We start from the raw sequence: 22,496 nt of genomic DNA, 5'->3' as shown, positions 1-22,496 counted from the left end.
GTCACAAAACGGCCTCGCCCTTGGCCGCGCCTTGGTTTAGAGCAAGGCCCAAGGTTTAGAGCAATGCCGCAAGGCCAATAAAAGAAACTGCGATCCCATGAAATTTCTTGATCAAGCCAAGGTCTATGTCCGCTCCGGCGCCGGCGGCGCCGGTTCGGTGTCGTTCCGGCGCGAAAAATTCATCGAGTTCGGCGGGCCGGATGGCGGCGATGGCGGTCGCGGCGGCGATGTCTGGCTGGAAGCGGTCGATGGGCTGAACACGCTGATCGACTATCGCTACCAGCAGCACTTCAAGGCCAAGACTGGCGTCCACGGCATGGGCCGCAACATGACCGGCGCCAAGGGTGCCGACGTCACACTGAAAGTGCCGGCCGGAACGCAGGTCTTCGAGGAAGACAACGAGACGCTGATCTGCGACCTGACCGTGGTCGGCCAGCGCTTCCTGCTCGCCAAGGGTGGCAATGGCGGCTTCGGCAACCAGCATTTCAAGACCTCCACCAACCAGGCGCCGCGCCGCGCCAATCCAGGCCTGCCGGGCGAGGAGTTCAATATCTGGCTCAGGCTAAAGCTGATCGCCGATGCGGGACTGGTCGGGCTGCCCAATGCCGGCAAGTCGACGTTCCTGGCGGCCGTCACCGCGGCCAAGCCGAAGATCGCGGACTATCCGTTCACGACGCTGCATCCGGGCCTCGGCGTCGCGCGCATCGATGCACGCGAATTCGTCATCGCCGATATTCCCGGCCTCATCGAAGGCGCGCATGAAGGCGTCGGCATCGGCGACCGCTTCCTCGGCCATGTCGAGCGCACGCGTGTGCTGCTGCATCTGGTTTCGGCACAGGAGGAAAATCCGGGCAAGGCCTACAAGACCGTGCGCGCCGAACTCGAAGCCTATGGCCACGGCCTGACCGACAAGGTCGAGATCCTGGCGCTGAGCCAGGTCGACACGCTCGACGCCGACGCACGCAAGAAGAAGGTTGCTTCACTCAAGCGCGCCGCCGGGCGTGCGCCGATGCTGCTGTCTGCCGTCACCGGCGAGGGTGTCGAGGCGGTGCAGCGCGCGCTGATGGCGGTGATCGCCGAAGCCCGCGCGCAAATTGCCGCCCCGGTCGAGACGCGCTGGGAAAAGTAGGGCCATGCAGTCGCTCAGGAAATACCGGCGCATCACCGTCAAGATCGGCTCGGCGCTGCTCGTCGACCGCACCAGCGGCCTGAAGCGCGACTGGCTCGCCTCGCTCGCCGACGATATTGCCGTGCTTGCCAATGGCGGCGCCGAGATCCTCGTCGTGTCGTCGGGCGCCATCGCGCTTGGCCGTACCATTCTCGACCTCGGCAAGAGGGCGCTGAAGCTCGAGGAAAGCCAGGCAGCGGCGGCCGTCGGCCAGATCGCGCTCGCCGGCGCCTGGTCGGATGCGCTCGGCAAAGGCGCCCTGAAATCGGGCCAGATCCTTTTGACACTCGGCGACACCGAGGAACGCCGCCGCTACCTCAATGCACGCGCGACGATATCGACGCTCTTGAAGATGAAGGCGGTGCCGGTCATCAACGAGAACGACACGGTGGCGACCTCCGAAATCCGCTATGGCGACAATGACCGGCTGGCCGCGCGGGTGGCGACGATGATGGGGGCGGACCTTCTGGTGCTGCTGTCCGACATTGACGGGCTCTACACCGCGCCGCCGGCGCGCGACCCGCAAGCCAAATTCATTCCGTTGGTCGACCGCATCACGCCCGACATCGAGGCGATGGCGGGTGCGGCGGCGTCCGAGCTGTCGCGCGGCGGCATGCGCACAAAGCTCGATGCCGGCAAGATCGCCACGGCCGCCGGCACGGCAATGATCATCACCTCGGGGACCCGGCTCTCGCCGCTGATGGCGATCGAGCGCGGCGAGCGCGCCACCTTCTTCAAGCCGAGCGCAAATCCGGTCAAGGGCTACAAGACCTGGATCGCCGGCCAGCTCGAACCGGCCGGGCGGCTGACCGTCGATGCCGGCGCCATCGGCGCGCTCATTTCGGGCAAGTCGCTGCTGCCGGCCGGCGTGAAACTGGTCAGCGGCAATTTCTCGCGCGGCGATACGGTGGCGATCCTGTCGCCCGAGGGCCGCGAGATCGCGCGCGGGCTGGTTGCCTACGATGCCGCCGATGCCGTAAGGATCGCAGGCCTGAAGACGGCCGAGATCGAAACCGTGCTCGGCTACGAGGCGCGTTCGGCGATGATCCACCGCGATGATCTCGTGGTGAGTCACGCTGGAGGCGACATAAGCGGAGGATGAGCCATGCTGAAGCTGCATGAAAAATCCGGGGACGATACCGTGGCGCTGATGGCCAATATCGGCCGCCGTGCCCGCGCTGCCGCGCGACCGCTGGCCATCGCCACCACCGCCGCCAAGAATGCCGCGCTTGTCGCCATGGCCGAGGCAATCCTCGCCCGGGAACGGGACATTCTCGACGCCAACGCCGTCGACGTCTCGAATGGTGAGGAATCCGGGCTGTCGGCCTCGTTCATGGACCGGCTGAAACTCAATCCGGCGCGCATCCGCGCCATGGCGGATGGCATCCGCGAAATTGCCGAGCTCAAGGATCCGGTTGGCGACGTCATTGCCGCATGGGATCGCCCCAACGGCCTGCACATAGAGCGCGTGCGTACGCCGCTCGGTGTCGTCGGCGTCATCTATGAAAGCCGGCCGAACGTGACGGCGGATGCCGGCGCGCTTTGCCTCAAGGCCGGCAATCCGGTGATCTTGCGCGGCGGCTCGGATTCGCTCAATTCCTCCTCGGCGATCCACGCCTGCCTGGTCGAGGGGCTGAAGGCGGCCGGTCTGCCCGAGGATGCCATCCAGTTGGTGCCGACCACCGACCGCGCCGCGGTCGGCGAAATGCTCAAAGGGCTTGGCGGCAATCTCGACGTCATCATTCCGCGCGGCGGCAAAAGCCTGGTCGGGCGGGTGCAGAGTGAGGCGCGGGTGCCGGTCTTCGCCCATCTCGAAGGCATCTGCCATCTCTATATCGACCGGTCGGCCAATCTCGACATGGCGGTGCGGATCGCGGTCAACGCCAAGATGCGGCGAACCGGTGTCTGTGGTGCCGCCGAAACGCTGCTGGTCGACCGCGCGGTCGCCCCCAGCCATCTGGTGCCGATCCTCGATGCCCTGCGCGCCGCCGGCTGCGAGCTCCATGCCGATGCCGAAGTGATGAAAGTCTTCTTCGACGCCAAGCCGGCGACCGATGCCGACTGGGTAACGGAATATCTCGACGCCATCATCGCGGTGAAGCTGGTCGACGGGATCAGTGGCGCGATCGACCACATCGAGACCTTTTCCTCGCATCACACCGAGGCGATCGTCGCCGAGGATGGCCAGGCGGTGGAACGGTTCTTCAACGAGATCGATTCGGCGATCCTGCTGCACAACGCCTCGACGCAGTTCGCCGATGGCGGCGAATTCGGCATGGGCGCTGAGATCGGCATCGCCACCGGCAAGATGCATGCGCGCGGGCCGGTCGGCGTCGAACAGCTGACCTCGTTCAAATACCGTGTACGCGGGTCCGGACAGGTGAGACCTTGACGCTGTTCGTCGCCAGAGCCTGAAGCGATGCTGGCTTCTTCCGAACCGGCGGTACCCTCCCACTATCTTCGCATGCCGCACGCCGAAAAGGGCCTCGCGGTGGGTCTGTTCGGCGGCTCGTTCAACCCGCCGCATGCCGGCCATGCGCTGGTTGCCGAAATCGCTTTGCGGCGCCTGGCACTCGACCAGCTATGGTGGATGGTGACGCCGGGCAATCCGTTGAAAAGCACGCGCGAGCTAGCGCCGCTGAGCGAGCGCATCGCGTTTTCCGAGAAGATCGCCAAGAACCCGAAGATCAAGGTCACGGCCTTCGAGGCGGCACACAATGTGCGCTACACCGCGGACACGCTGGCTCTGGTCAAGGCGCGCAATCCCGGCGTCGACTTCGTCTGGATCATGGGCGCCGACTCGCTGCGCGATTTCCACCGCTGGCAGCGCTGGCGCGAGATTGTGCTCACCTTTCCGATCGCGGTCATCGACCGTCCGGGCGCCACGCTGTCGTTCCTGTCGTCGGTGGTTGCCAAGACCTTCGACTACGCCCGCATCGACGAGGGCGACGCACCGCTGCTCGCCCGCATGAAGGCGCCGGCCTGGACCTTTATCCACGGTCCGCGTTCATCGCTGTCGTCGAGCGCGATCCGCGAGATGGCGAAGGGCTGAGCGGCCGGTTCGGGTGGCGGAATCATCGGGCCAGCGATGTCGTTTTTGCAGCGGCATCCGCCCAATCAATAGGCGATGCTGATCGGGCATGCTGGAAAAGACCCACCCCACACTCGATCCCGAGCAAGGCGACACGCCCGCGCCGCTGATCGCGATTGCCAGCGTCATCGTATCGATGGCGCTGATTGCCATCGGCAATGGGCTGATGTTCGCCTACATCCCCGTGCGGCTCGGCGTGGAGGGGTTCGATCCGGTCTGGGCCGGGCTGATCGTCACCGGCCTGTCGGCGGGCGGCCTTGCCGGCTGCATCCTGACCGGGCCGCTGGTGCGCAGGGTCGGCCATGCACGCGCCTTCATGGTGCTGTCGGCGCTGATCGCGCTGTCCAATGCCGCTATCGGCGCCGGACCGCACCCGCTGCTGTGGATCGTGGCGCGCGCGCTTTACGGCTTTGCCATATGCGGCCTGTTCATCGTCGCGCAGAGCTGGCTCAACGATGCGCTGCCGAACGCCATACGCGGCCGGGTGATGGCTGTGTTTTACGTCGCCTATATTGCCGGCCTTGGCGTCGGCTACGCGACGCTTGCCGTCATCGACATCCACACGGCCGCGGCGTCGTTGATCGGCATCACCTTTACCGCCCTGTCGATCCTGCCTGTCGGCATGACGCGGCTTGCCCAGCCGCCAGCGCCGCAGGCGGCTTCGGTGGCGTTGCGCCAGGCCTGGCGGATCTCGCCGGTCGGCGTCGCCGGCATGCTGGCGGTCGGCGGCCTGTCGATGATCATTTCCGGCTTCGCGCCCATCCACGCCACCTCCAAGGGCTACAGCCAGGCCGATGTCGCGCTGCTGCTGTCGGCGATGCCAGTCGGCACGCTGATCCTGCAGATACCGCTCGGCTGGCTTTCGGATCGCACCGACCGGCGTTACGTGCTTGCCGGCGCCGCGGCGCTGGCGGTCGTCGCCAGCGTGCTTGCCATCGCCTTCGACGGCGGTGCGCTGATGGTCCTGTTGGTGATCTACCTGATCTGGGACGGGGCGGCGGAATCGATCTACGCTCTCTCCAGCGCGCATGCCGCCGACCGCGCCAGGAAGGATGAACTGCTCGCGCTGTCGAGTTCGATGCTGTTTGCCTGGTCGCTCGCCGGCTTCATCGTGCCGGGCATCGTCACTGCGCTTTCCGCCGTCTTCGGCACGGCAACCTTCATCTATGTCGGCATCGTCATCGCCTCGGTATTCTGCCTGTTCGTGCTGTGGCGGGTGATCGCGGCGCGGCCCGTTCCGGCGGCCGCCACGGGCAGTTTCGCGCCGATGTCGGCGCAAACACCGTTGCCGGTGGAACTCGCCTTCGCGCCGGACGAAGAGGTCCGCCACAGGGGCGGCTGATTATTGTTTGCGGACCTCGGGTGGCGGCGCTTCCGGGGGTGGCAGCGGGATGGAGATGCCTTCGCTGTCGAAGGCCTGCTTGGCGCGTTTCGTCATGTCGATCTGGGTGGCGAAATAGTCCGCCGCCGCGGTCCAGTAGCGCAAGGTGAGCGAAACGGTCGTGTCGCCGAGTGCGGCCACGAAGGCGATCGGCGCCGGTTCGCGGCGAATGCGCTTCTCGGCGCCGGCAATGGCAAGCAATGTCTTCTGCGCCCCATCTATGTCGTTCCAGGAGCCGATGCTGAGCGTGATGTCGGTGCGGCGCACGCCGTTGCGGGTGAAATTGCGTACCGGCTGATTCCACAGCGTCGAATTGGGGGCCAGTATGTAGACGCCGTCGGCGGTCCTGAGCTTCGTGGCGAAGAGGCCGATTTCCTCGACCGAACCGGCAATGGCGCCGACCTCGACGGATTCGCCGATGCGGAACGGCCGCAGCGCGAGCAGCATGATGCCGGCCGCGATGTTCTGCAGCGTGCCTTGCAGGGCGAGACCGATGGCCAGGCCGATGGCGCCGATCGCGGCGATGATCGATGCGGTCTGCACGCCGAACTGGCCGAGCACCATGATGACGACAAGGATCAGGATGGCGTAGCGCACGATCTTGGAAAAGAAATGCCGCAGCGTCGCGTCGAACCCGTGGATGTGGCCGAGGCCAGCCGAGATCGAGCGCTCGGCAAGGTTGGCAACGATGTAGCCGACCACCAGGAGGATGACGGCGCCGATGGCCGAGAAGGAATAGGAGACGATCAGCGTACTGAGCTGAGCGAGGCCGGCCTGGACGGTGAGAAGGGTGTTTTGCGGGTCGATCGGCATGGCGGGATTCCGGTTGGTCGGTCAGCCGATAACCGCTGCCGGACGCCTGGGTTCCGATGTTTTTGCGTGTCGCGCGGAACAATATGCCAGTCGGCAAGTTCGCGTCAGTTGGGGCTCCGTCTTGAAACTGCAACGGAACTCTGCCTATCTAAGTGGTGTCACCTGCTTTCAGGGGTGATTTGGTTGTTCTTGCTGCGAAAGGAAATACACTGAGAACAGCACTGCGGAAGAAGGCCGATATCATGCCTTCGCCGGCCAGGATCAGCGTAGACGACGCCGTGTCCCGTGCCATCAAGACAGTCCTTGCCAGTCTGGAAGACTCCAAGGCCGAAAATATTGTCTCAATCGACATTCAGGGGAAATCGAGCCTCGGCGACTACATGGTCGTCGCGTCGGGCCGATCGCACCGTCATGTCTCGGCTGTCGCCGACCATCTCCTCAAGGCGCTCAAGGATGCCGGCCTCGGCACGGCGCGCGTCGAGGGGCTGTCCGGCGCCGACTGGGTCCTGATCGATTCTGGCGATATCATCGTCCATGTCTTCCGTCCCGAAGTCCGCGAATTCTACAATCTCGAAAAGATGTGGCAGGCGCCGGATCTCGAGGAAGAGACCCTCCACTAAGCCGATTTTGTCTGATGCATGTCGTTGCCTAAACCGGTTCCCACTTGGGTGACATGCATTAGCGGCTCATAGAGGCGAGGATGAAGATTTCAGTTCATGCCGTGGGCCGAATGAAAGCCGGCCCCGAGCGGGAGTTGGCCGACCGCTATTTCGAGCGTTTCGCCAAGAGCGGGCCCGCCGTGGGGCTCGAATTCGCCGGGATCACCGAGATCGCCGAGGGCCGCGCGCAGAGCGCCAGCGAGCGCCAGCGCGACGAAGGCTCGCGCCTGCAGGCGCAGCTGCAGCCAGGCACTGCCCTCATCCTGCTCGACGAGCGAGGCAAGAGCCTGTCCTCCCAGGATTTCGCCAGCCATATCGGACAGTTGCGCGATGGTGGGCGCAAGGCGCTGGTGCTCGCCATTGGCGGCGCCGACGGCCACGATCCGCCGCTGCGTGACCGGGCCGAGCTGGTGATGTCGTTCGGGGCGCTCACCTGGCCGCATCAGCTGGTGCGCGTGATGCTGGGCGAACAACTCTACAGGGTGGCGACCATCCTGTCGGGCCATCCCTATCACAGGTCCTGAAAGCGCCGGGTCGCACCGAATTTAGCCCCAATGCCGCGTAAATTCATCTGGGGGCTGCTTTTGCTTTGCAGGGCGTTTTTGCGAACCCTTTGGGCGACGGGCGCTAACATGGTTGATGATTCGTTAACGAAGCCGCGGATAGAATCGATCGCGAATGTCTGAAGGCTATAAATCGACGACGGGCTCATCGACCGGGGGCTCCTGGAGCGCGCGCTGCGGCATCGCTGCGGCGGTGATGCTTCTATCGCTCCATGCGGCGCGGGCGGAAAACACGCTCGACATGGCTCCCGATCCGGACCAGAGCCGCGCCGAATACGAGCAGGTTTCCAAGGAAATAACGCTGTCGTCGGAACGGCTGGCCAAGCTCGCCGCCGATATCGCCGCGGTCAAGAAGGACCACGCCTCGATCACCGCCGCGCTGATCCAGTCGGCGATGACCGAACAGAAGCTCGGCCAGGACATCGAGGACATCGGCGCCAAGCTGGAGGGGCTGAAGGGCCAGCAACAGAAGATACGCGCTTCACTGTCGGCGCGGCGCGACGTGCTGGCCGAAGTGCTGGGCGCCCTGCAGCGCATGGGGCTCAATCCGCCGCCGGCGATCCTGGTCAAGCCGGAGGACGCGCTGTCGTCGGTGCGCAGCGCCATCCTGCTCGGCGCCGTGGTGCCGGAACTGCGCCAGCAGACCGATGCGCTGCTGGCCGATCTCAAGGAACAGACCCGGGTGACGGCCTCGATCGAGGCCGAACGGGCGCGGCTGACGGCCGCGGTCGGCGACCAGGCGGCGGAGAAGAGACGTCTTGGCATGCTGCTCGAAGCCAAGCAGAAGCTCGAGGCCGACACGAAGGCGCAGATGGCGGCCGAACAGCAGCGTTCCGAGCAATTGGCGGCCAAGGCCAGCAGCCTGAAGGATCTGATCGCCTCGCTCGAAGCGCAGGCGGACAAGAACCGCAAGGCCGCGGATGCGGCGAAGGCAGCCGCCGCGAGCCAGGCCGGCGGTACCGAGCCCGGAGGCGACCAGACGGCATCGTTGCCGGTTCCCGAGGGCAACCGGTTGACGGCGGCAGCGCCTTTCTCGGCGCTGCAGGGACAGATCGCCCTGCCGGTCACAGGCCGCATCAAACGCCGGTTCGGCGCCGACGACGGTAACGGCGCCTTGATGCTTGGGGACATGGTTGCGACACAATCGGGAGCCATCGTTACCGCGCCGGCGGATGGGAATGTGCTTTATGCGGGGCCGTTTCGTTCCTATGGTCAACTCTTGATCCTCAATGCCGGCGACGGTTATCATGTCGTCTTGGCTGGGATGAGCAGAATCAGCGTCGCGACTGGCCAGTCAGTGCTCGCAGGAGAGCCGGTCGGCGCGATGGGAGAAGCCCGGGTGGCAAGCACCTCGGTTTCGAAGAATGGAAATGCCACGCCGGAACTCTATGTCGAGTTCCGCAAGGATGGAAAACCCGTCGATCCGGCCCCATGGTGGGCGGACCGTTTTTCTGGAAGGACGTGAAATGATGCGGAAACTGTCGCTTCTGTTTGCCGGTGCGCTGATGGGCGCGTCCGCCATGAGCCTTGTCTATGGCGCACCCGGCTCGGCGGCGAACGCTGCGGGATCGGAGACCTACAAGCAACTGGCGATCTTCGGCGACATCTTCGAGCGGGTGCGAGCGCAGTATGTGACCCCGCCCGACGACAAGTCGCTGGTCGAGAACGCCATCAACGGCATGCTTTCCTCGCTCGATCCGCACTCCTCCTACATGAACGCCGAACAGGCGCAGGACATGCGCGTGCAGACCAAGGGCGAATTTGGCGGCCTCGGCATCGAGGTCACCATGGAGAACGACCTGGTCAAGGTGATCACGCCGATCGACGACACGCCGGCCGCCAAGGCGGGCGTGCTGGCCGGCGACTATATCGCCAAGATCGACGGCGAGGAGGTTCGCGGCCTGACGCTCAACGACGCGGTCGACAAGATGCGCGGCCTGGTCAACACGCCGATCAAGCTGACCATCCTGCGCCAGGGCGCCGACAAGCCGATCGAACTGACGGTCGTGCGCGACATCATCAAGGTCAAGGCGGTCAAGTTCCGGGTCGAGAACGACATCGGCTACATGAAGATCACCTCCTTCACCGAAAAGACCTATGACGACCTCGAGAACGCCATCGACACCATCAAGAAGCAGGTGCCGGACGACAAGCTGAAGGGCTATGTGCTCGACTTGCGCCTCAACCCTGGTGGCCTGCTCGACCAGGCGGTGAGCGTGTCGGATGCCTTCCTCAAGCGCGGCGAGATCGTCTCGACGCGCGGCCGCGATCCCAAGGACGTTACCCGCTTCGACGCCAAGCCCAAGCAGACCGACGACATCAACGGCAAGCCGATGATCGTGCTCGTCAATGGCGGCTCGGCCAGCGCTTCGGAAATCGTCGCGGGTGCGCTGCAGGATCTGCGCCGCGTCACGGTGGTCGGCACGCAGTCCTTCGGCAAGGGCTCGGTGCAGACCATCATCCCGCTCGGCGAGAATGGCGCGCTCAGGCTGACGACGGCGCTCTATTACACGCCGTCGGGCAAGTCGATCCAGGGCAAGGGCATCACGCCCGATATCAAGGTCGACCAGCCGTTGCCGCCGGAACTGCAGGGCAGGGACCTGACGCGCGGCGAGTCCGATCTCAAGGGCCATATCAAGGGCGCCGACGAGAGCAAGACCGGCTCCGGCTCCGCAGCCTATGTGCCGCCGGATCCGAAGGACGACCTGCAGCTCATCTATGCCGAGCAGCTGCTGCGCGGCCAGAAGACCGATCCGGCCTTCCCGCCCAATCCGGAAAAGGCCGTGCTCAACCAGTAAGGCGGGCAACCGGTCTGGCCGGTTGAACGAAGCAATGCGATGCTGCCGGGACCGTGAGGTTCCGGCAGTTTGATTCGGGGCAGGACCAGGCCTCCAGGGACGGCGCCAAGGGGGGCGCCAGGATTGATGAATTCGTGCTTCCCGAAGGAGGTCGCCTTCGGACCGTGCACCGGGGACAGGGCTTGGCTGATATCGGCAAGGACATCGAACGCCCGCTTGGACAGACGGTCCGGGCGCCGCGTGCCGCCGGCAAGATCAGCGTAGGCGTGATCGCGGCGAGCGCGGTCGTGCTGGCCGTGGTCGGAGTCTCGGCCGCGATCGCGCTCAGGGAAAAGCCGTTTCGAAAACCGCAGGAAGTCGCCGTTTCGACGCCGAAAGTGACCGCGGCGGCGGAGCCCGCCGTGTCGCCTCCCGCATTGGCCCCGGCAGCGACGCCAAAGGTGGAGACGCCGGCGAAGGACTTGTCGACCAAGAGCGGCGGTCCGCAGATCATCCATGTGCAGACGGAAGAAGGTGATGGCCCTCCCAAGGCGGCAATCGTCATTCGCGATCCGTCGACAGTCGGCCAGAACCTCAAGATCGCGCATATTCCCGACAGGGCGCTGATCGAAACCAGTGAAACCGGGCCTTTGCCGATGCGCTCCGCCGATGGCCGGCGGCCGTTCGACGTCTATGCGCGGCCATGGTCCGGCACGCGTGGCGCACGTGTTGCAATCGTCATTGGCGGGCTCGCTGTTTCACAGACCGGCACCCAGGCGGCGATCGCCAAACTGCCGGCGGAAGTGACGCTGGCCTTCGCGCCGCAGGGCAACAGCATCGGCCGCTGGATGCAGGCCGCGAGGCAGAGCGGCCATGAGATCGTCATGCAGGTGCCGCTCGAACCGTTCGACTATCCCAATGTCAACCCCGGCCGCAACACGCTGACGGTGGCGGCGACCCCCGACGAGAATCTCGCGAATCTGCATTGGGCGCTGTCGCGGACGACGAACTATACCGGCGTCATGAACTATATGGGCGCGCGTTTTTCCTCCGACGCGGCGGCGATGCAGCCGTTCATGGCCGAGCTCGGCAAAAGGGGCCTCGCCTATATCGACGACGGCTCGTCGGCGCGCAGCCTGGCTCCGGACATGGCGTTGAAGGATGGCGTGCCCTTCGTCGCCGGCGACACGGCGATCGACGCGGTGCAGGATCGCGGCGCCATCCTGAAGAAGCTCGACAGTCTCGAAGCGACCGCGCGTGCCAAGGGTACCGCTGTCGGTATCGGCTCGGCTTTCGACCTGACGGTCGACACCGTCACCGCCTGGATCGCTGAAGCGAAGAAGCGTGGCATCGAGATCGTGCCGGTTTCAGCGGTGGCCGTCGATCCGCAAAAAGGATAGACGATGTGGACAATCAGCTTGTGACGATTTCAGCGATGGCGAGAGAAGAGCTTTCTCTGTGCTTCGTTGAGCGCGCTATCCCAATCGACCTCGCGCTTAGGTCGCGGGATTTGCCGATGTTCATTGTTGTAGAATAGTGTCCCATGGATTCCGAGCGCATCGCGCTTAAGGGTAGGGCGGCTCCAAAGCGGAGCTAGCACGCGGCCAGCCTCCTCTTCGCCTAGCCGTTCGAAGAGGTCTTCGGCCAATTCCATATCTCGCCCGTCGGGGAAGATGGCGGCGAACTCCTCCTCGGTTGCCTGGAATATGCTGAAGGTAGCGTTCAGAGCGCCGTCGATGATTTGGATATTTTTCATAAGATGTATTTTCGCATTCGACCGCAACAGCGGCAACAGGCTGGGTGACAGCCAACTCGAACGCGGCGCAGTTTCCGCGCTTCCGGTGTAAGCCCAGTTTGGGTACGCTCCGTTCTCGATCCGCCCAGTCGCACCGCGTCGTCGGAGCGATTCTCAAAACAGCTGGAAACTGACTAATGTCCAAAAAGACGATCGACCGCGAAACGCTGCCCTATCGGCCCTGTGTCGGGCTGATGATCCTCAATGGCGATGGCCTGGTCTGGGTCGGGCATCGCATTGCCGAACCCGACAGCGAATTCGCCGGCACGACGCAGCTCTGGCAGATGCCGCAGGGCGGCATCGACAAGGGCGAGGAGCCGCTGCAGGCGGCGGAGCGGGAGCTCTATGAGGAGACCGGCATGCGCAGCGTCTCGCTGCTGGCCGAGGCGCCGGACTGGATCAACTACGACCTGCCGGATCATCTCGTCGGCATTGCCTTCAAGGGCAGGTATCGCGGCCAGACCCAGAAATGGTTCGCGTTCCGCTTCCACGGCGATACCAGCGAAATCCAGATCAACCCGCCGCCGGGCGGCCACACCGCCGAATTCGACAAATGGTCGTGGCGGCCGATGCAGGATCTTCCCGACCTGATCGTGCCGTTCAAGCGCAAGGTCTATGAAGACGTGGTGGCGGCGTTCCGGCACCTGGTGCCGTAGCTGGACGAGTTGCGACCGGGTTCGAAGGACCTTGGTTGCCGTGCCGGCGCGTCGGTCCTATTGATGTTAATCCGCTACAAGGAGGGTCGCCATGAACGACGCCCCCGCAAGGTCGCTGCCCCATGACGTCGCCGCCGTAAGCCAAGCGGCTGTCGGGGCGATCTTGACCATCGATCTCGGTGCGATCCGTGAAAACTACCGGCGGCTGAAGGCAAGGCTGGGCGGCGTGCGCTGCGCCGGCGTGGTCAAAGCCAACGGCTACGGTCTTGGCGCGAGCCAAGTGGCATCGGCGCTGATGAAGGAAGGCTGCGGCATCTTCTTCGTCGCGCTGCTGGCCGAAGGCATCGCGCTGCGCAAGGCGATCGGGGCCGGACCTGAGATCTACGTGCTGAACGGATTGCCGCCAGGCTCCGAGCCGGAGGCGGTCGCGTCGGATCTGTGCGCGGTCGTCAACAGTGGCGCGCAGTTGAAAGCCTGGCGCGCGGCGGCGCATCGCGTTGGCCGAAAACTTCCAGCCGCCATCCAGGTCGACAGCGGCATGTCGCGGCTTGGCATGGCGCCGGCCGAAGTCGAGGCGATGGCCGGTGATGCCGCCGCGTTCGACGGCATCGCCGTCAGATATGTGATGAGCCATCTGGCATGCGCGGACGAGCCGCGCCATCCCGCCAATGAACAGCAGCGGCTGGCCTTCGAGCGGTTGCGCGCCAGGCTGCCCGAGGCACCCGCTTCGCTCGCCAATTCCTCCGGCATTTTTCTCGGGCCGTCGTACCATTATGATCTGGCCCGCCCTGGCGCCGCGCTCTACGGCATCAATCCGACGCCCGCCGAACCCAACCCGATGCTGCCCGTGGTGCGGCTGCAGGCCAAGGTGGCGCAGACGCGCAGCGTCGAACAGGGCACCGGCATCGGCTATGGCCACACCTATCACGCGGAAGCGCCGCTCAGCCTGGCGACGATCTCGTTCGGCTATGCGGATGGCTGGCTGCGCCGGTCCGCGTCGGCCGCCTGGTTCGAGGGGGTGCGCCTGCCCTTCCTCGGACGGGTGTCGATGGATTCGATCATTCTCGACATTTCCGCCCTGCCGCCCGGCAAGCTTCGCGAAGGGGATCTCGTCGAACTGCTCGGCCCTTCGCAAACCGTCGACGACGCCGCCGGCCATGCCGGCACCATCGGCTACGAAATCCTGGCCAGTCTCGGCACGCGCTTCCACCGGCGCTTTGTCGGCGGTTGAGCGGTTTGGCCGCGCTTGACAAGCGGACGCCTGTCGGCAAGGTTCGGCGCATGAGCAACCTCGCTTATATCAGAACCTTGTTCAGGGTCTGCCCGATCGCGGGATCGTAGCCCCGGCGCGGCCGCCTTTCGGCGTTCGTCCGTACCGGGGCATCCATACATCCACCCATCGCCATCAAGCCGCACCGCTCTCCGCGGCTGCCGGCTTTCATCAGGCCGCCGTCAACGCGGCGGCAAGCGCGCATCCGCTCGATGCGCCGATCCATGAGGTTTGCCATGCAACATGCAACGGGACTGCATCCATCCGCCCAGATTCTAATCAGCGACACCGACCATGACAGATTGGCCGGCCTGGCCCGGACCGTGCTCGACCGCGCGCCCGAGACGGCCGATGAGCTGCTCGCGGAATTGGACCGGGCGGTGATTACGGAAGCGGCGGCAATTCCGGCCGGCGTCGTGCGAATGGGGTCGACAGTCACGGTTCGCGGTGAAGGCGGTGATATCAGGCGCATCACGCTGGTCTATCCAGGCGACGCCGACATTGCCGAAAACCGGATCTCGGTGCTGACGCCGATGGGAACGGCGCTTGTCGGCGTCAGCACCGGACAGGTGGTGTGCTGGAGCGGCCGTGGCGGCCGCAAACTGTCGGCAACCGTGGAGGCGGTCGATACGCCCGCCGGCGGCGGCGAGCACTGATCGTGGAGGCGATAATGAAAAACGGAAGCTGCCGCCTGACGACGAAGGATTTCGCCGTCCTGGAAGTAATGCTCGAGCGCCGGCGGGCATTCGCGGATCCGATGGTCGCGATGATCGAAGAGAAGCTTTCCAATGCCGGCGTCGTGCCCATCGAGTCGGTCGAACCCGATATCGTGACGCTGAACAGCCGGGTGGTGTTTTGCGTCGATGCCGGTGCGGCCGAGACGCGCACCCTGGTGCAGAACGACGTGCGCGGACCGGTCGGCTCCAGCCTGTCGGTGGCAACCAGGCGCGGCCTGTGCATGCTTGGCATGGCGCAAGGCCAGACGGCATCGCTCGAACACCCCGACGGCAGGCGCGAATCGATCCGGATCAAGGCGGTGCTCTATCAGCCGGAAGCCGCGCGGCGGGCAGCCCGGGAAAGAGCTTCCGCTGGCGGATCGCGGCCACATGGGCTGACCCTCGTCTACAGCGCTGACACGTCTATCCGGCCTCTTGGCGAGACGGCAGGAATGCGGCAGACAGGGAAAGACGACGATCCCGGTCCGTCGGCGGCGTGAAAAGCCACGGCGCATGGTTGAGAAGATCGGAATCGATTTTCGCCGGCGATCGTGCGCAAATCGCAGATGTGGCCGTGTCCTTCGGCATGAAGGACACGGCGTAAGGAGTGAATGATGAAGATCATGGTGCTGGGCAGTGGCGTCATCGGGGTGACCACGGCCTATTATCTCGCTGAGGCCGGCCATGAGGTGACGGTGATCGACCGCCAGAAAGGCCCGGCGCTGGAGACCAGCTTTGCCAATGCCGGCGAGATTTCGCCCGGCTATGCCTCGCCCTGGGCCGGCCCCGGCATTCCGCTCAAGGCGATCAAGTGGCTCCTGATGAAGCACGGCCCGCTGGTGGTGCGGCCGGCCTTCGACCCGCATATGTGGACATGGCTGGTCAAGATGCTGCGCAACTGCACCGCCGAGCGCTACGCCATCAACAAAGCGCGTATGGTGCCGCTGGCGGAATACAGCCGCGACACGCTGAAGGCGCTGCGCGAAGCGACCGGCATTGCCTATGACGAGCGGACCCAGGGCACGCTGCAATTGTTTCGCACGCAAAAGCAACTCGACGGCACCGGAGGCGATGTCGAGGTGCTGAAGAAATATGGCGTGCCGTACGAAATCCTCGACCAGGATGGCTGCATCGCGGCAGAGCCGGGGCTGGCCGGCGTGCGCGAGAAGTTCGTCGGGGGGCTGAGACTGCCGCATGACGAGACCGGCGACTGCAAGATGTTCACCGACAGGCTGACCGAGCTCTGCGTGGCGCGCGGCGTCAAGTTCGAGTACGACGTGACCATCTGGCGCGTCATCCGCAGCCGCAATCGTGTCGCCAATCTGAGCACCAGTGCTGGCTGGAAGGCGGCAGACGCCTATGTCATGGCGCTGGGCAGCTATTCGGCGGGTTTCATGCGCCGGATGAAGCGGTCGATCCCGGTCTATCCGGTCAAAGGCTACTCGATCACGGTGCCGATCAAGGACGCCGCCGCCGCACCGGTGTCGACCGTAATGGACGAGACCTACAAGGTCGCGATCACCCGGCTTGGTGACCGCATCCGCGTCGGCGGCACGGCCGAGATTTCCGGCTTCGATCTCAGGCTGCACGAATCGCGACGCCGCACCCTGGAACACTCGGTCGGCGATCTCTTTCCGGGCGCCGGCGCCATGCGCGAGGCGACGTTCTGGTGCGGGCTGCGGCCGATGACGCCGGATGGACCACCGCTGATCGGCCGCACCGAACTGTCCAACCTCTATCTCAACACCGGCCATGGAACGCTGGGCTGGACCATGGCCTGCGGCTCGGCCAAGGTGCTGGCCGACATCATCTCGAACCGGGTACCCGACATCGACGTGCGTGCCCTGGCGCAGGAGCGTTATCTTAAATAGCCCGCGCGCGTCTCGCCGGCGCGCTCTGTTCCTTGCTTTGATGCATGTCGTTGCCCAAAACCGGGGCCACTTTTGGGCGACATCTCTTGGGTGGATGCAGTTCCGGGCGGAAAACCGCTTCGCACTTTTCCTGGAATTGCATCAGAACGCCTGCCTGACCCAGGCCTCGTCGAACAGCAGCCGGTAGGCCCACGGGATCGTCAGTTTGGTGGAAACCGGGTTCGAGTGGGCGAGATAGTCGTCATAGACCGGCTTCATCCTGGCGTAGAAGGCGGGGTCGAGCACCATCATGCCGTTCTCGGAATCGTGGAAGAAGCTGCGGTTGTTGAGGTTGACCGAGGAGATGGCGACCAGCTTTTCATCGATCAGCATGATCTTGGAATGCAGCACCACGTCAGGTGCCTTGAATTCGCGGATGTCGATGCGGTCGCCATATTTCTCGACGAACAGCTTGTTGAGCGCGGTGAGGAACCTGCCGCCGATATCGCCCTTGAGGTCGATGCGGCCGACAATGTCGATCTTGACGCCTCGGGCGAGCGCCCGATCGAAGGCCCGGGCGAGGCTCGGCGTCAGATTGAGGTAAGGGTTGACGATCTGGATATGGTGCTGGGCGGCGTCGACCAGCTCGACGAAATAGGCCTCCAGCGCGTGGTCATCCTCATAGGGAACCGAAATGAAATGCCGGGCATTGCCAGATGGCAGGCCATCTCCGTGGAACGGGATGGAGAAGGGACGCGCCAGGTTTGTGTCGGCGTCGCGCAGCCATATTGTCGACAGATGCGCGGCGAGCGTCTCGACCATCGCCCTGTCGGCGAACTCGATGTCGAAGTCGCTCCAGTTCGAATAGTAGTTCAGCGAAAGGCCATCGGTCTTGCCGTATTGCTCGAGGTCCGGATAGCGGGACAGGTCGATCGGCCGATGGAACAGGAAGCCATCATGGATGTTGCGGCCGCCGATGATCACGCGCGAACGCGCGGGGTCCTGCGCCAGCGTCGCCAGCATCTTGATATGATGGGTCTTGTGCAGCTGTGAAATCTGCTCGTCGATCGGCGCGCCATGATCCGCCAGCCAGCGGTATTCCTGCAGCTCGACATTGGGGAATTCGGCCGCCAGGCGCTGCAGCATGGCGTCGTCCTTGTCACGTTCAAGCACGTCGGTGACCATGATGCGCACCTTGGCGCCAAGCGCTGCATGATGGCGGATCAGCCGTTCGATGATGCGCCCGGAAAAGTCGGCCTTGAATTCGAGCGAGGACAGATAGATCAGCTTCAGCCTTGGCGCCTTCGAGAAATCGAGCGGCAATTCCGGATCGCCCTTGTCTATTGCCGCATCGGACAGAGGCGCGCCCATCAGCGCCTCGACCTTGGCGTTGAAGCCGTCGCGCGATTTGCGCAGCAGCGTGGGCTCACCGATCGGCATGGCGCAGGTCTGCGACAGCCACCGGCCGGCATAGAAGGCGCGCTCGAGGGCGTCGAGGCCGACGCCGTCGGGGACCGGGCAGCGCTGGTAGCGGCTATCCAAACTGGCGAGCGCCGGATCGGCGGTCTCTTCGCGCCGGATGGTGAGCGGCGCGCCGGTGGGCGCGAGGCTGGAGCGGATCCTTGCCGTGCACCGGTTCAGGTCATCGGCCGGAAACAGGCTGACCGTGTCGTTCTCGCTCGACAGGCGAAGGCGGAATGCCGCGCCGGCGGCAATGGTGCGTGAGGCTCCGGCGGCGCGGATCGCCAATGCGCCGTCGCAACTGCCTTCGATATCGGCTGGCTGCTGGCCGGCCTGGCGCACGACGATCTCGGTGCTGCGTGCCTGCAAGCCGGAAAAATCGAAGGTCTTGGAAGCCGAGGCCCGCGCCGCCGCATCGATGTAGAGCGTCTGCCGCGACACCCGCCAGCGGCCGTCGAAATGGCCGTCGCCGCCGCCCCCACTGGCCGGCGGCAGATGTGCGTTGGCGACCGGTCCGGCCAGTTGCCGTAGTGTCGAATATGTTGCCTGGAAATCGCGGTTCTGGACATCGCGGCGGTTGCGCCCGAACGGGCCGGTGCCGTTGGCTCGGTCCATGGCGCCGAGCTGGTTGTTGGCAAGCAGCGCCAGGAACCGTCTTTCGTAGTCGCTGTCGATGGCATTGCCGAAGAACCACGCCGCCGCGACCTGTGGCCCGGGCGTGCCGGCCGACAGCGAGGGCCGCGCGCAAGCTTCCTGTCCCGCCAGGAAGTCGCAGGCATTGCTACCCGCACCGGCACAACCGGCAAGGGCAGCCAGCCCGAACAGGGCGAGGATGACGATCGTGCGGCTATTCACCCGTTGGCTCCGGCCTTCATGGCGCTCAACTGCGCCGGGTCGCGCGGCGGCATGAAACCTTGCGGAAAAACCTTGCAGACGGGTATGGCGAAGGTGGCGATCAGCAGTTCGGCCTCGCTGCGCGTCTTGCGCGGTGCCGTCTTGTCGTCGCGGATTGCCCGCGCCGAGGCGACAAGGGCGCCGTCGCAGTCGCAATGGTCGCGGCGGGCGATGTAGCAGGCGTCATGGGTTCGGCAAACGGCGTCGAGGCGGTCGACCGGCCGGGCCGACAGATCGCCGGTGCGGGTGCCGGGACCGCAGTAATTGCCGATGACGAAAGGCGAGGGGCGCGCCATGGCGTAGCGGATCGGCCTGGGCAATTCGGCTTCCGGTACCTTTGTCCATGGATTGGCGCATGCGGAGACAAGAAGCAGCGGCAGGATGGCAAGAACGGCTCGCATGTCTATCCGCGCCAGCTTTCTGAAAGATGTCCCCACCCGGCGCCCGCCTTGCGTGGCCGAGGGCCGCACGCCTGATGCCACACTGGCTGGTTTTGTGGCAAGGAAAAGGCGGCGTGTGGGGACCGGCCGTGTTTGTGCCGTGACGGCGCTTCTACAGGAAGAGGCCCCGCTCACGCTCAACCGCCTTGGTGATGAAGCTGGCGACGATCTGGACGCGGCGCAGCGGCCTCACCGATTCATGGTAGACCAGCCAGTAGGCGCGGCGGATGGGCGCGACCACGTCGACGGCCACCAGCTCCGGCATCGAGCGGGCGACGAAGGTGTGCAGGATGCCGATGCCGGCGCCCGAGCGCACGGCTTCGGCTTGGCCGAGCGCAGAAGAGATGGCGAAGCTGGTGCGCCAGTCCGCGCTGAATTCGGCCGCGTAGTCGAGCGACGGGCTGACGATGAGGTCCGGCACATAGCCGATGAGGGTGTGCCGGCCGAGTTCGGCGGCGGTTCTGGGCAGTCCATTGGCTTCGGCGTAGGCGCGCGACGCGAACAGGCCGAGCGAATAGTCGACCAGCTTTCCGGCAACCAGCCGCCCTTCGGTCGGCCGCTCGACGGTAATCGCGATATCGGCCTCGCGCCGCGACAGCGAAAAGGAGCGCGGCACCGGCACGAGCTGGATGGTGAGTTCGCGGTGCAGGGCGGTGAGTTCGCCCAGCCGCTTGGCCAGGAAGGCGACGCCGAAGCCGTCGGGTGCACCGATGCGCACGGTTCCGGACACGTCGTCGCCTTCGCCCGATATGGTCGAGCGGGCGGCGATCATGTCGCCTTCCATGCGCTCGGCGATGTCGAGGAAGCGCTCGCCTGCCGGCGTCAGCTCGCTGCCGGTGGTCAGGCGGCGGAAGAGTTTTGTCCTCAGTGCTTCCTCCAGGGCCGCGATGCGGCGCGAGACGGTGGCATGGTTGAGCTCCAGCCGCCGCGCGGCGCCAAGGATCTGGCCGGCGCGCGCCACGGCGAGGAAGATGCGCACGTCATCCCAGTTCAAGGGCGTGGTCCGACAGGACGGAGGGGCGTGTGAGGGAACTCAACTTAACGATTCCAGCGATGACAAACTCACCCTACCATTTGCGACAATTGATGCACAGGCACCCACCGTTATCTATTTTCCGCACAACGGTTGCGTTCTCCCTCGCGTTGCCTTCGCCACCACAAAGGCGGACAATGCGCCATCACAAACAAGGGAGAGAAATCATGATCGACTACGGTCATTTCATCGGCGGCAAGCGTGTCGCCGGCACCAGCGGGCGCAAGCAGGACGTCATGCAGCCGATGGACGGCTCGGTGCGCGGCACCGTGGCGCTGGCCTCGCAGGCGGAACTGCGCGCGGCGGTCGAAAATGCCAAGGCCGCGCAGCCCGCATGGGCGGCCACCAATCCGCAGCGCCGCGTGCGCGTGCTGATGAAATTCCTCGAACTGGTCGCCCGCGACTATGACGAACTGGCCGACATCCTGGCGCGCGAACACGGCAAGACCATCGCCGACGCCAAGGGCGACATCCAGCGCGGCCTCGAAGTGGTCGAGGTCTGCATCGGCGCGCCGCATATGATGAAGGGCGAATTCACCGACGGCGCCGGCCCCGGCATCGACGTCTATTCGATGCGCCAGCCGCTCGGCGTGGTCGCAGGCATCACGCCGTTCAATTTCCCCGCCATGATCCCGCTTTGGAAAATCGCGCCGGCGATCGCTTGCGGCAATGCCTTCATCCTGAAGCCTTCGGAGCGTGATCCGGGCGTGCCGATGCGCATTGCCGAACTGTTCATCGAGGCCGGCCTGCCTGCCGGCATCCTCAACGTCGTCAATGGCGACAAGGATGTCGTCGACGCCATCCTCGACGATCCCGACATCAAGGCCATCGGCTTTGTCGGCTCGACGCCGATCGCCCACTACATCTATTCGCGCGGCACGGCGGCCGGCAAACGCGTGCAGTGCTTCGGCGGCGCCAAGAACCACATGATCATCATGCCCGATGCCGACATGGACCAGACCGTCGACGCGCTGATCGGCGCCGGCTACGGTTCGGCCGGCGAGCGCTGCATGGCAATCTCGGTCGCCGTGCCAGTCGGCAACGACACCGCCAACCGGCTGATGGAAAAGCTGATCCCTCGCGTCGAGAGCCTGAAGGTCGGTCCGTCGACGGATTCGGCCGCCGATTTCGGCCCGCTGGTCACCGCCCAGGCGCTGGAGCGCGTCAAGGGTTATGTCGACACCGGCGTCAAGGAAGGCGCCAAGCTGGTGGTCGACGGCCGCGGCTTCAAGATGCAGGGTTACGAGGACGGCTACTATATGGGCGGCTGCCTGTTCGACAACGTGACCGCGGACATGCGCATCTACAAGGAAGAGATCTTCGGACCGGTGCTCTCGGTTGTGCGTGCGCCGCGCTATGAGGATGCGATCAAGCTCGCCAACGACCACGAGATGGGCAATGGCGTCGCCATCTTCACCCGCGACGGCGATGCCGCCCGCGACTTCGCCAGCCGGGTCCAGGTCGGCATGGTCGGCGTCAACGTGCCGATCCCGGTGCCGATCGCCTACTACACGTTCGGCGGCTGGAAGGCGTCTTCCTTCGGCGACCTCAACCAGCACGGCCCGGACGCCTTCCGCTTCTACACCAAGACCAAGACGGTGACCTCGCGCTGGCCGTCCGGCATCAAGGACGGTGCCGAGTTCGTCATCCCGACGATGAACTAAGCCGGACGGTTTCTTGGCTGCGCGTCCTCGCCTTCGGCTGCGGGCGCGCGGGCCGGCATCAAGGACGGAACCGAGTTCGTCATCCCGACGATGAGCTGACCTGACGCTCCCCTAAACCGAAGTTGAGAAAGCGCGGTGCAAACCGCGCTTCTTTTTCATGGGCGTCGGGAATGTGGGGGCTTTCGTCCGCTTAAGCCTTGCGCCGTCCAGCTGCGCCGCCGCGAGCGCAACGTCAGGTACATTATGCCAATGCCTCGCGCCCCGC

General features: G+C 64.9%; 22 protein-coding genes. 16 read left to right on the top strand and 6 right to left on the bottom strand.

Translation table 11 applies throughout. The annotated features are described in order from the left end of the window. Positions 1 to 97 precede the first annotated feature (97 nt). The 5 genes from obgE to EN808_RS24780 all read left to right on the top strand — a co-directional run bounded on the left by obgE (position 98) and on the right by EN808_RS24780 (position 5,601). A complete protein-coding gene (obgE, locus tag EN808_RS24800; protein ID WP_135917112.1) occupies positions 98 to 1,129 on the top strand; it encodes a GTPase ObgE in 1,032 nt (343 codons plus the stop codon). 4 nt (positions 1,130 to 1,133) lie between these two features. Beyond that, complete coding sequence (gene proB, locus EN808_RS24795) at positions 1,134 to 2,270, top strand: glutamate 5-kinase (RefSeq protein ID WP_127872160.1); 1,137 nt, start codon at positions 1,134 to 1,136, stop codon at positions 2,268 to 2,270. Positions 2,271 to 2,273: 3 nt separating this feature from the next. Continuing rightward, on the top strand, positions 2,274 to 3,560 hold the full coding sequence (locus EN808_RS24790; RefSeq protein ID WP_135917111.1) for a glutamate-5-semialdehyde dehydrogenase: 1,287 nt from the start codon (positions 2,274 to 2,276) through the stop codon (positions 3,558 to 3,560). Positions 3,561 to 3,587: 27 nt separating this feature from the next. Continuing rightward, positions 3,588 to 4,220 carry a nicotinate-nucleotide adenylyltransferase gene (locus EN808_RS24785; protein WP_245520748.1) on the top strand — a complete coding sequence of 211 codons (633 nt, stop codon included), beginning with the start codon at positions 3,588 to 3,590 and terminating at the stop codon, positions 4,218 to 4,220. An 88-nt stretch (positions 4,221 to 4,308) separates the two neighbouring features. Beyond that, positions 4,309 to 5,601: an MFS transporter gene (locus EN808_RS24780; protein ID WP_135917110.1), complete on the top strand. Its 1,293-nt coding sequence runs from the start codon at positions 4,309 to 4,311 to the stop codon at positions 5,599 to 5,601. On the opposite strand, the gene EN808_RS24775 is transcribed toward EN808_RS24780, so the two are convergent. Further along, on the bottom strand, positions 5,602 to 6,453 hold the full coding sequence (locus tag EN808_RS24775) for a mechanosensitive ion channel domain-containing protein (RefSeq protein WP_135917109.1): 852 nt from the start codon (positions 6,451 to 6,453) through the stop codon (positions 5,602 to 5,604). Positions 6,454 to 6,695: 242 nt separating this feature from the next. Here EN808_RS24775 and rsfS point away from each other — a divergent pair, with 242 nt between their 5' ends. The 5 genes from rsfS to EN808_RS24750 all read left to right on the top strand — a co-directional run bounded on the left by rsfS (position 6,696) and on the right by EN808_RS24750 (position 11,852). Next, positions 6,696 to 7,073: a ribosome silencing factor gene (gene rsfS, locus EN808_RS24770; protein ID WP_023777607.1), complete on the top strand. Its 378-nt coding sequence runs from the start codon at positions 6,696 to 6,698 to the stop codon at positions 7,071 to 7,073. Positions 7,074 to 7,153: 80 nt separating this feature from the next. Continuing rightward, positions 7,154 to 7,636, top strand: a complete 483-nt coding sequence (gene rlmH, locus EN808_RS24765; protein ID WP_135917108.1) for a 23S rRNA (pseudouridine(1915)-N(3))-methyltransferase RlmH — start codon at positions 7,154 to 7,156, stop codon at positions 7,634 to 7,636. A 154-nt stretch (positions 7,637 to 7,790) separates the two neighbouring features. Then, positions 7,791 to 9,140, top strand: a complete 1,350-nt coding sequence (locus tag EN808_RS24760) for a murein hydrolase activator EnvC (RefSeq protein ID WP_127275332.1) — start codon at positions 7,791 to 7,793, stop codon at positions 9,138 to 9,140. Between the two features lies 1 nt (position 9,141). Continuing rightward, a complete protein-coding gene (locus tag EN808_RS24755) occupies positions 9,142 to 10,473 on the top strand; it encodes a S41 family peptidase (protein WP_167531416.1) in 1,332 nt (443 codons plus the stop codon). Between the two features lie 182 nt (positions 10,474 to 10,655). Next, entirely contained in the window at positions 10,656 to 11,852 is a 1,197-nt protein-coding gene (locus EN808_RS24750; RefSeq protein ID WP_135917107.1) for a divergent polysaccharide deacetylase family protein, read from the top strand. Positions 11,853 to 11,881: 29 nt separating this feature from the next. On the opposite strand, the gene EN808_RS24745 is transcribed toward EN808_RS24750, so the two are convergent. Beyond that, positions 11,882 to 12,208: a hypothetical protein gene (locus tag EN808_RS24745; RefSeq protein WP_135917106.1), complete on the bottom strand. Its 327-nt coding sequence runs from the start codon at positions 12,206 to 12,208 to the stop codon at positions 11,882 to 11,884. Positions 12,209 to 12,384: 176 nt separating this feature from the next. Between EN808_RS24745 and EN808_RS24740 the strand changes: the two genes are divergently transcribed. Both EN808_RS24740 and alr read left to right on the top strand, forming a co-directional pair. Further along, complete coding sequence (locus tag EN808_RS24740) at positions 12,385 to 12,903, top strand: RNA pyrophosphohydrolase (protein ID WP_135917105.1); 519 nt, start codon at positions 12,385 to 12,387, stop codon at positions 12,901 to 12,903. Positions 12,904 to 12,994: 91 nt separating this feature from the next. Next, positions 12,995 to 14,134, top strand: a complete 1,140-nt coding sequence (gene alr, locus EN808_RS24735; RefSeq protein WP_135917104.1) for an alanine racemase — start codon at positions 12,995 to 12,997, stop codon at positions 14,132 to 14,134. 64 nt (positions 14,135 to 14,198) lie between these two features. On the opposite strand, the gene EN808_RS24730 is transcribed toward alr, so the two are convergent. Then, a complete protein-coding gene (locus EN808_RS24730; RefSeq protein ID WP_127281267.1) occupies positions 14,199 to 14,399 on the bottom strand; it encodes a hypothetical protein in 201 nt (66 codons plus the stop codon). 10 nt (positions 14,400 to 14,409) lie between these two features. Between EN808_RS24730 and rnk the strand changes: the two genes are divergently transcribed. The 3 genes from rnk to EN808_RS24715 all read left to right on the top strand — a co-directional run bounded on the left by rnk (position 14,410) and on the right by EN808_RS24715 (position 16,760). After that, complete coding sequence (gene rnk / locus EN808_RS24725) at positions 14,410 to 14,829, top strand: nucleoside diphosphate kinase regulator (RefSeq protein ID WP_127281266.1); 420 nt, start codon at positions 14,410 to 14,412, stop codon at positions 14,827 to 14,829. Between the two features lie 14 nt (positions 14,830 to 14,843). Then, positions 14,844 to 15,389: a GreA/GreB family elongation factor gene (locus tag EN808_RS24720; protein WP_127872156.1), complete on the top strand. Its 546-nt coding sequence runs from the start codon at positions 14,844 to 14,846 to the stop codon at positions 15,387 to 15,389. Positions 15,390 to 15,503: 114 nt separating this feature from the next. Continuing rightward, on the top strand, positions 15,504 to 16,760 hold the full coding sequence (locus tag EN808_RS24715) for a D-amino acid dehydrogenase (protein ID WP_127280556.1): 1,257 nt from the start codon (positions 15,504 to 15,506) through the stop codon (positions 16,758 to 16,760). 141 nt (positions 16,761 to 16,901) lie between these two features. Here EN808_RS24715 and EN808_RS24710 read toward each other — a convergent pair whose 3' ends face one another. From EN808_RS24710 to EN808_RS24700, 3 genes are all read right to left on the bottom strand, one after another. Beyond that, positions 16,902 to 19,055: a phosphatidylserine/phosphatidylglycerophosphate/cardiolipin synthase family protein gene (locus EN808_RS24710; protein ID WP_135917103.1), complete on the bottom strand. Its 2,154-nt coding sequence runs from the start codon at positions 19,053 to 19,055 to the stop codon at positions 16,902 to 16,904. Further along, on the bottom strand, positions 19,052 to 19,495 hold the full coding sequence (locus EN808_RS24705) for a hypothetical protein (protein ID WP_127281232.1): 444 nt from the start codon (positions 19,493 to 19,495) through the stop codon (positions 19,052 to 19,054). The genes EN808_RS24710 and EN808_RS24705 overlap by 4 nt, the downstream gene beginning before the upstream one ends. Before the next feature lie 151 nt (positions 19,496 to 19,646). After that, positions 19,647 to 20,528 carry a LysR family transcriptional regulator gene (locus EN808_RS24700; protein WP_127872154.1) on the bottom strand — a complete coding sequence of 294 codons (882 nt, stop codon included), beginning with the start codon at positions 20,526 to 20,528 and terminating at the stop codon, positions 19,647 to 19,649. A 206-nt stretch (positions 20,529 to 20,734) separates the two neighbouring features. Between EN808_RS24700 and EN808_RS24695 the strand changes: the two genes are divergently transcribed. Further along, positions 20,735 to 22,231: a CoA-acylating methylmalonate-semialdehyde dehydrogenase gene (locus EN808_RS24695; RefSeq protein ID WP_127872153.1), complete on the top strand. Its 1,497-nt coding sequence runs from the start codon at positions 20,735 to 20,737 to the stop codon at positions 22,229 to 22,231. Positions 22,232 to 22,496 lie beyond the last annotated feature (265 nt).

This window comes from Mesorhizobium sp. M8A.F.Ca.ET.165.01.1.1, from assembly GCF_004792065.1.
Lineage (GTDB): Bacteria > Pseudomonadota > Alphaproteobacteria > Rhizobiales > Rhizobiaceae > Mesorhizobium.
Note: the sequence above shows the minus strand (reverse complement) of the source record. Positions and strands in the feature narration are given on the sequence as shown.

What these genes read in the sequence shown, in the direction of transcription:
- obgE (WP_135917112.1), top strand. Translation starts at nt 98, where the DNA reads ATGAAATTTCTTGATCAAGCCAAGGTCTATGTCCGCTCCGGCGCCGGC.
- proB (WP_127872160.1), top strand. Translation starts at nt 1,134, where the DNA reads ATGCAGTCGCTCAGGAAATACCGGCGCATCACCGTCAAGATCGGCTCG.
- EN808_RS24790 (WP_135917111.1), top strand. Translation starts at nt 2,274, where the DNA reads ATGCTGAAGCTGCATGAAAAATCCGGGGACGATACCGTGGCGCTGATG.
- EN808_RS24785 (WP_245520748.1), top strand. Translation starts at nt 3,588, where the DNA reads ATGCTGGCTTCTTCCGAACCGGCGGTACCCTCCCACTATCTTCGCATG.
- EN808_RS24780 (WP_135917110.1), top strand. Translation starts at nt 4,309, where the DNA reads ATGCTGGAAAAGACCCACCCCACACTCGATCCCGAGCAAGGCGACACG.
- EN808_RS24775 (WP_135917109.1), bottom strand. Translation starts at nt 6,453, where the DNA reads ATGCCGATCGACCCGCAAAACACCCTTCTCACCGTCCAGGCCGGCCTC.
- rsfS (WP_023777607.1), top strand. Translation starts at nt 6,696, where the DNA reads ATGCCTTCGCCGGCCAGGATCAGCGTAGACGACGCCGTGTCCCGTGCC.
- rlmH (WP_135917108.1), top strand. Translation starts at nt 7,154, where the DNA reads ATGAAGATTTCAGTTCATGCCGTGGGCCGAATGAAAGCCGGCCCCGAG.
- EN808_RS24760 (WP_127275332.1), top strand. Translation starts at nt 7,791, where the DNA reads ATGTCTGAAGGCTATAAATCGACGACGGGCTCATCGACCGGGGGCTCC.
- EN808_RS24755 (WP_167531416.1), top strand. Translation starts at nt 9,142, where the DNA reads ATGATGCGGAAACTGTCGCTTCTGTTTGCCGGTGCGCTGATGGGCGCG.
- EN808_RS24745 (WP_135917106.1), bottom strand. Translation starts at nt 12,208, where the DNA reads ATGAAAAATATCCAAATCATCGACGGCGCTCTGAACGCTACCTTCAGC.
- EN808_RS24740 (WP_135917105.1), top strand. Translation starts at nt 12,385, where the DNA reads ATGTCCAAAAAGACGATCGACCGCGAAACGCTGCCCTATCGGCCCTGT.
- alr (WP_135917104.1), top strand. Translation starts at nt 12,995, where the DNA reads ATGAACGACGCCCCCGCAAGGTCGCTGCCCCATGACGTCGCCGCCGTA.
- EN808_RS24730 (WP_127281267.1), bottom strand. Translation starts at nt 14,399, where the DNA reads ATGGATCGGCGCATCGAGCGGATGCGCGCTTGCCGCCGCGTTGACGGC.
- rnk (WP_127281266.1), top strand. Translation starts at nt 14,410, where the DNA reads ATGCAACATGCAACGGGACTGCATCCATCCGCCCAGATTCTAATCAGC.
- EN808_RS24720 (WP_127872156.1), top strand. Translation starts at nt 14,844, where the DNA reads ATGAAAAACGGAAGCTGCCGCCTGACGACGAAGGATTTCGCCGTCCTG.
- EN808_RS24715 (WP_127280556.1), top strand. Translation starts at nt 15,504, where the DNA reads ATGAAGATCATGGTGCTGGGCAGTGGCGTCATCGGGGTGACCACGGCC.
- EN808_RS24705 (WP_127281232.1), bottom strand. Translation starts at nt 19,495, where the DNA reads ATGCGAGCCGTTCTTGCCATCCTGCCGCTGCTTCTTGTCTCCGCATGC.
- EN808_RS24695 (WP_127872153.1), top strand. Translation starts at nt 20,735, where the DNA reads ATGATCGACTACGGTCATTTCATCGGCGGCAAGCGTGTCGCCGGCACC.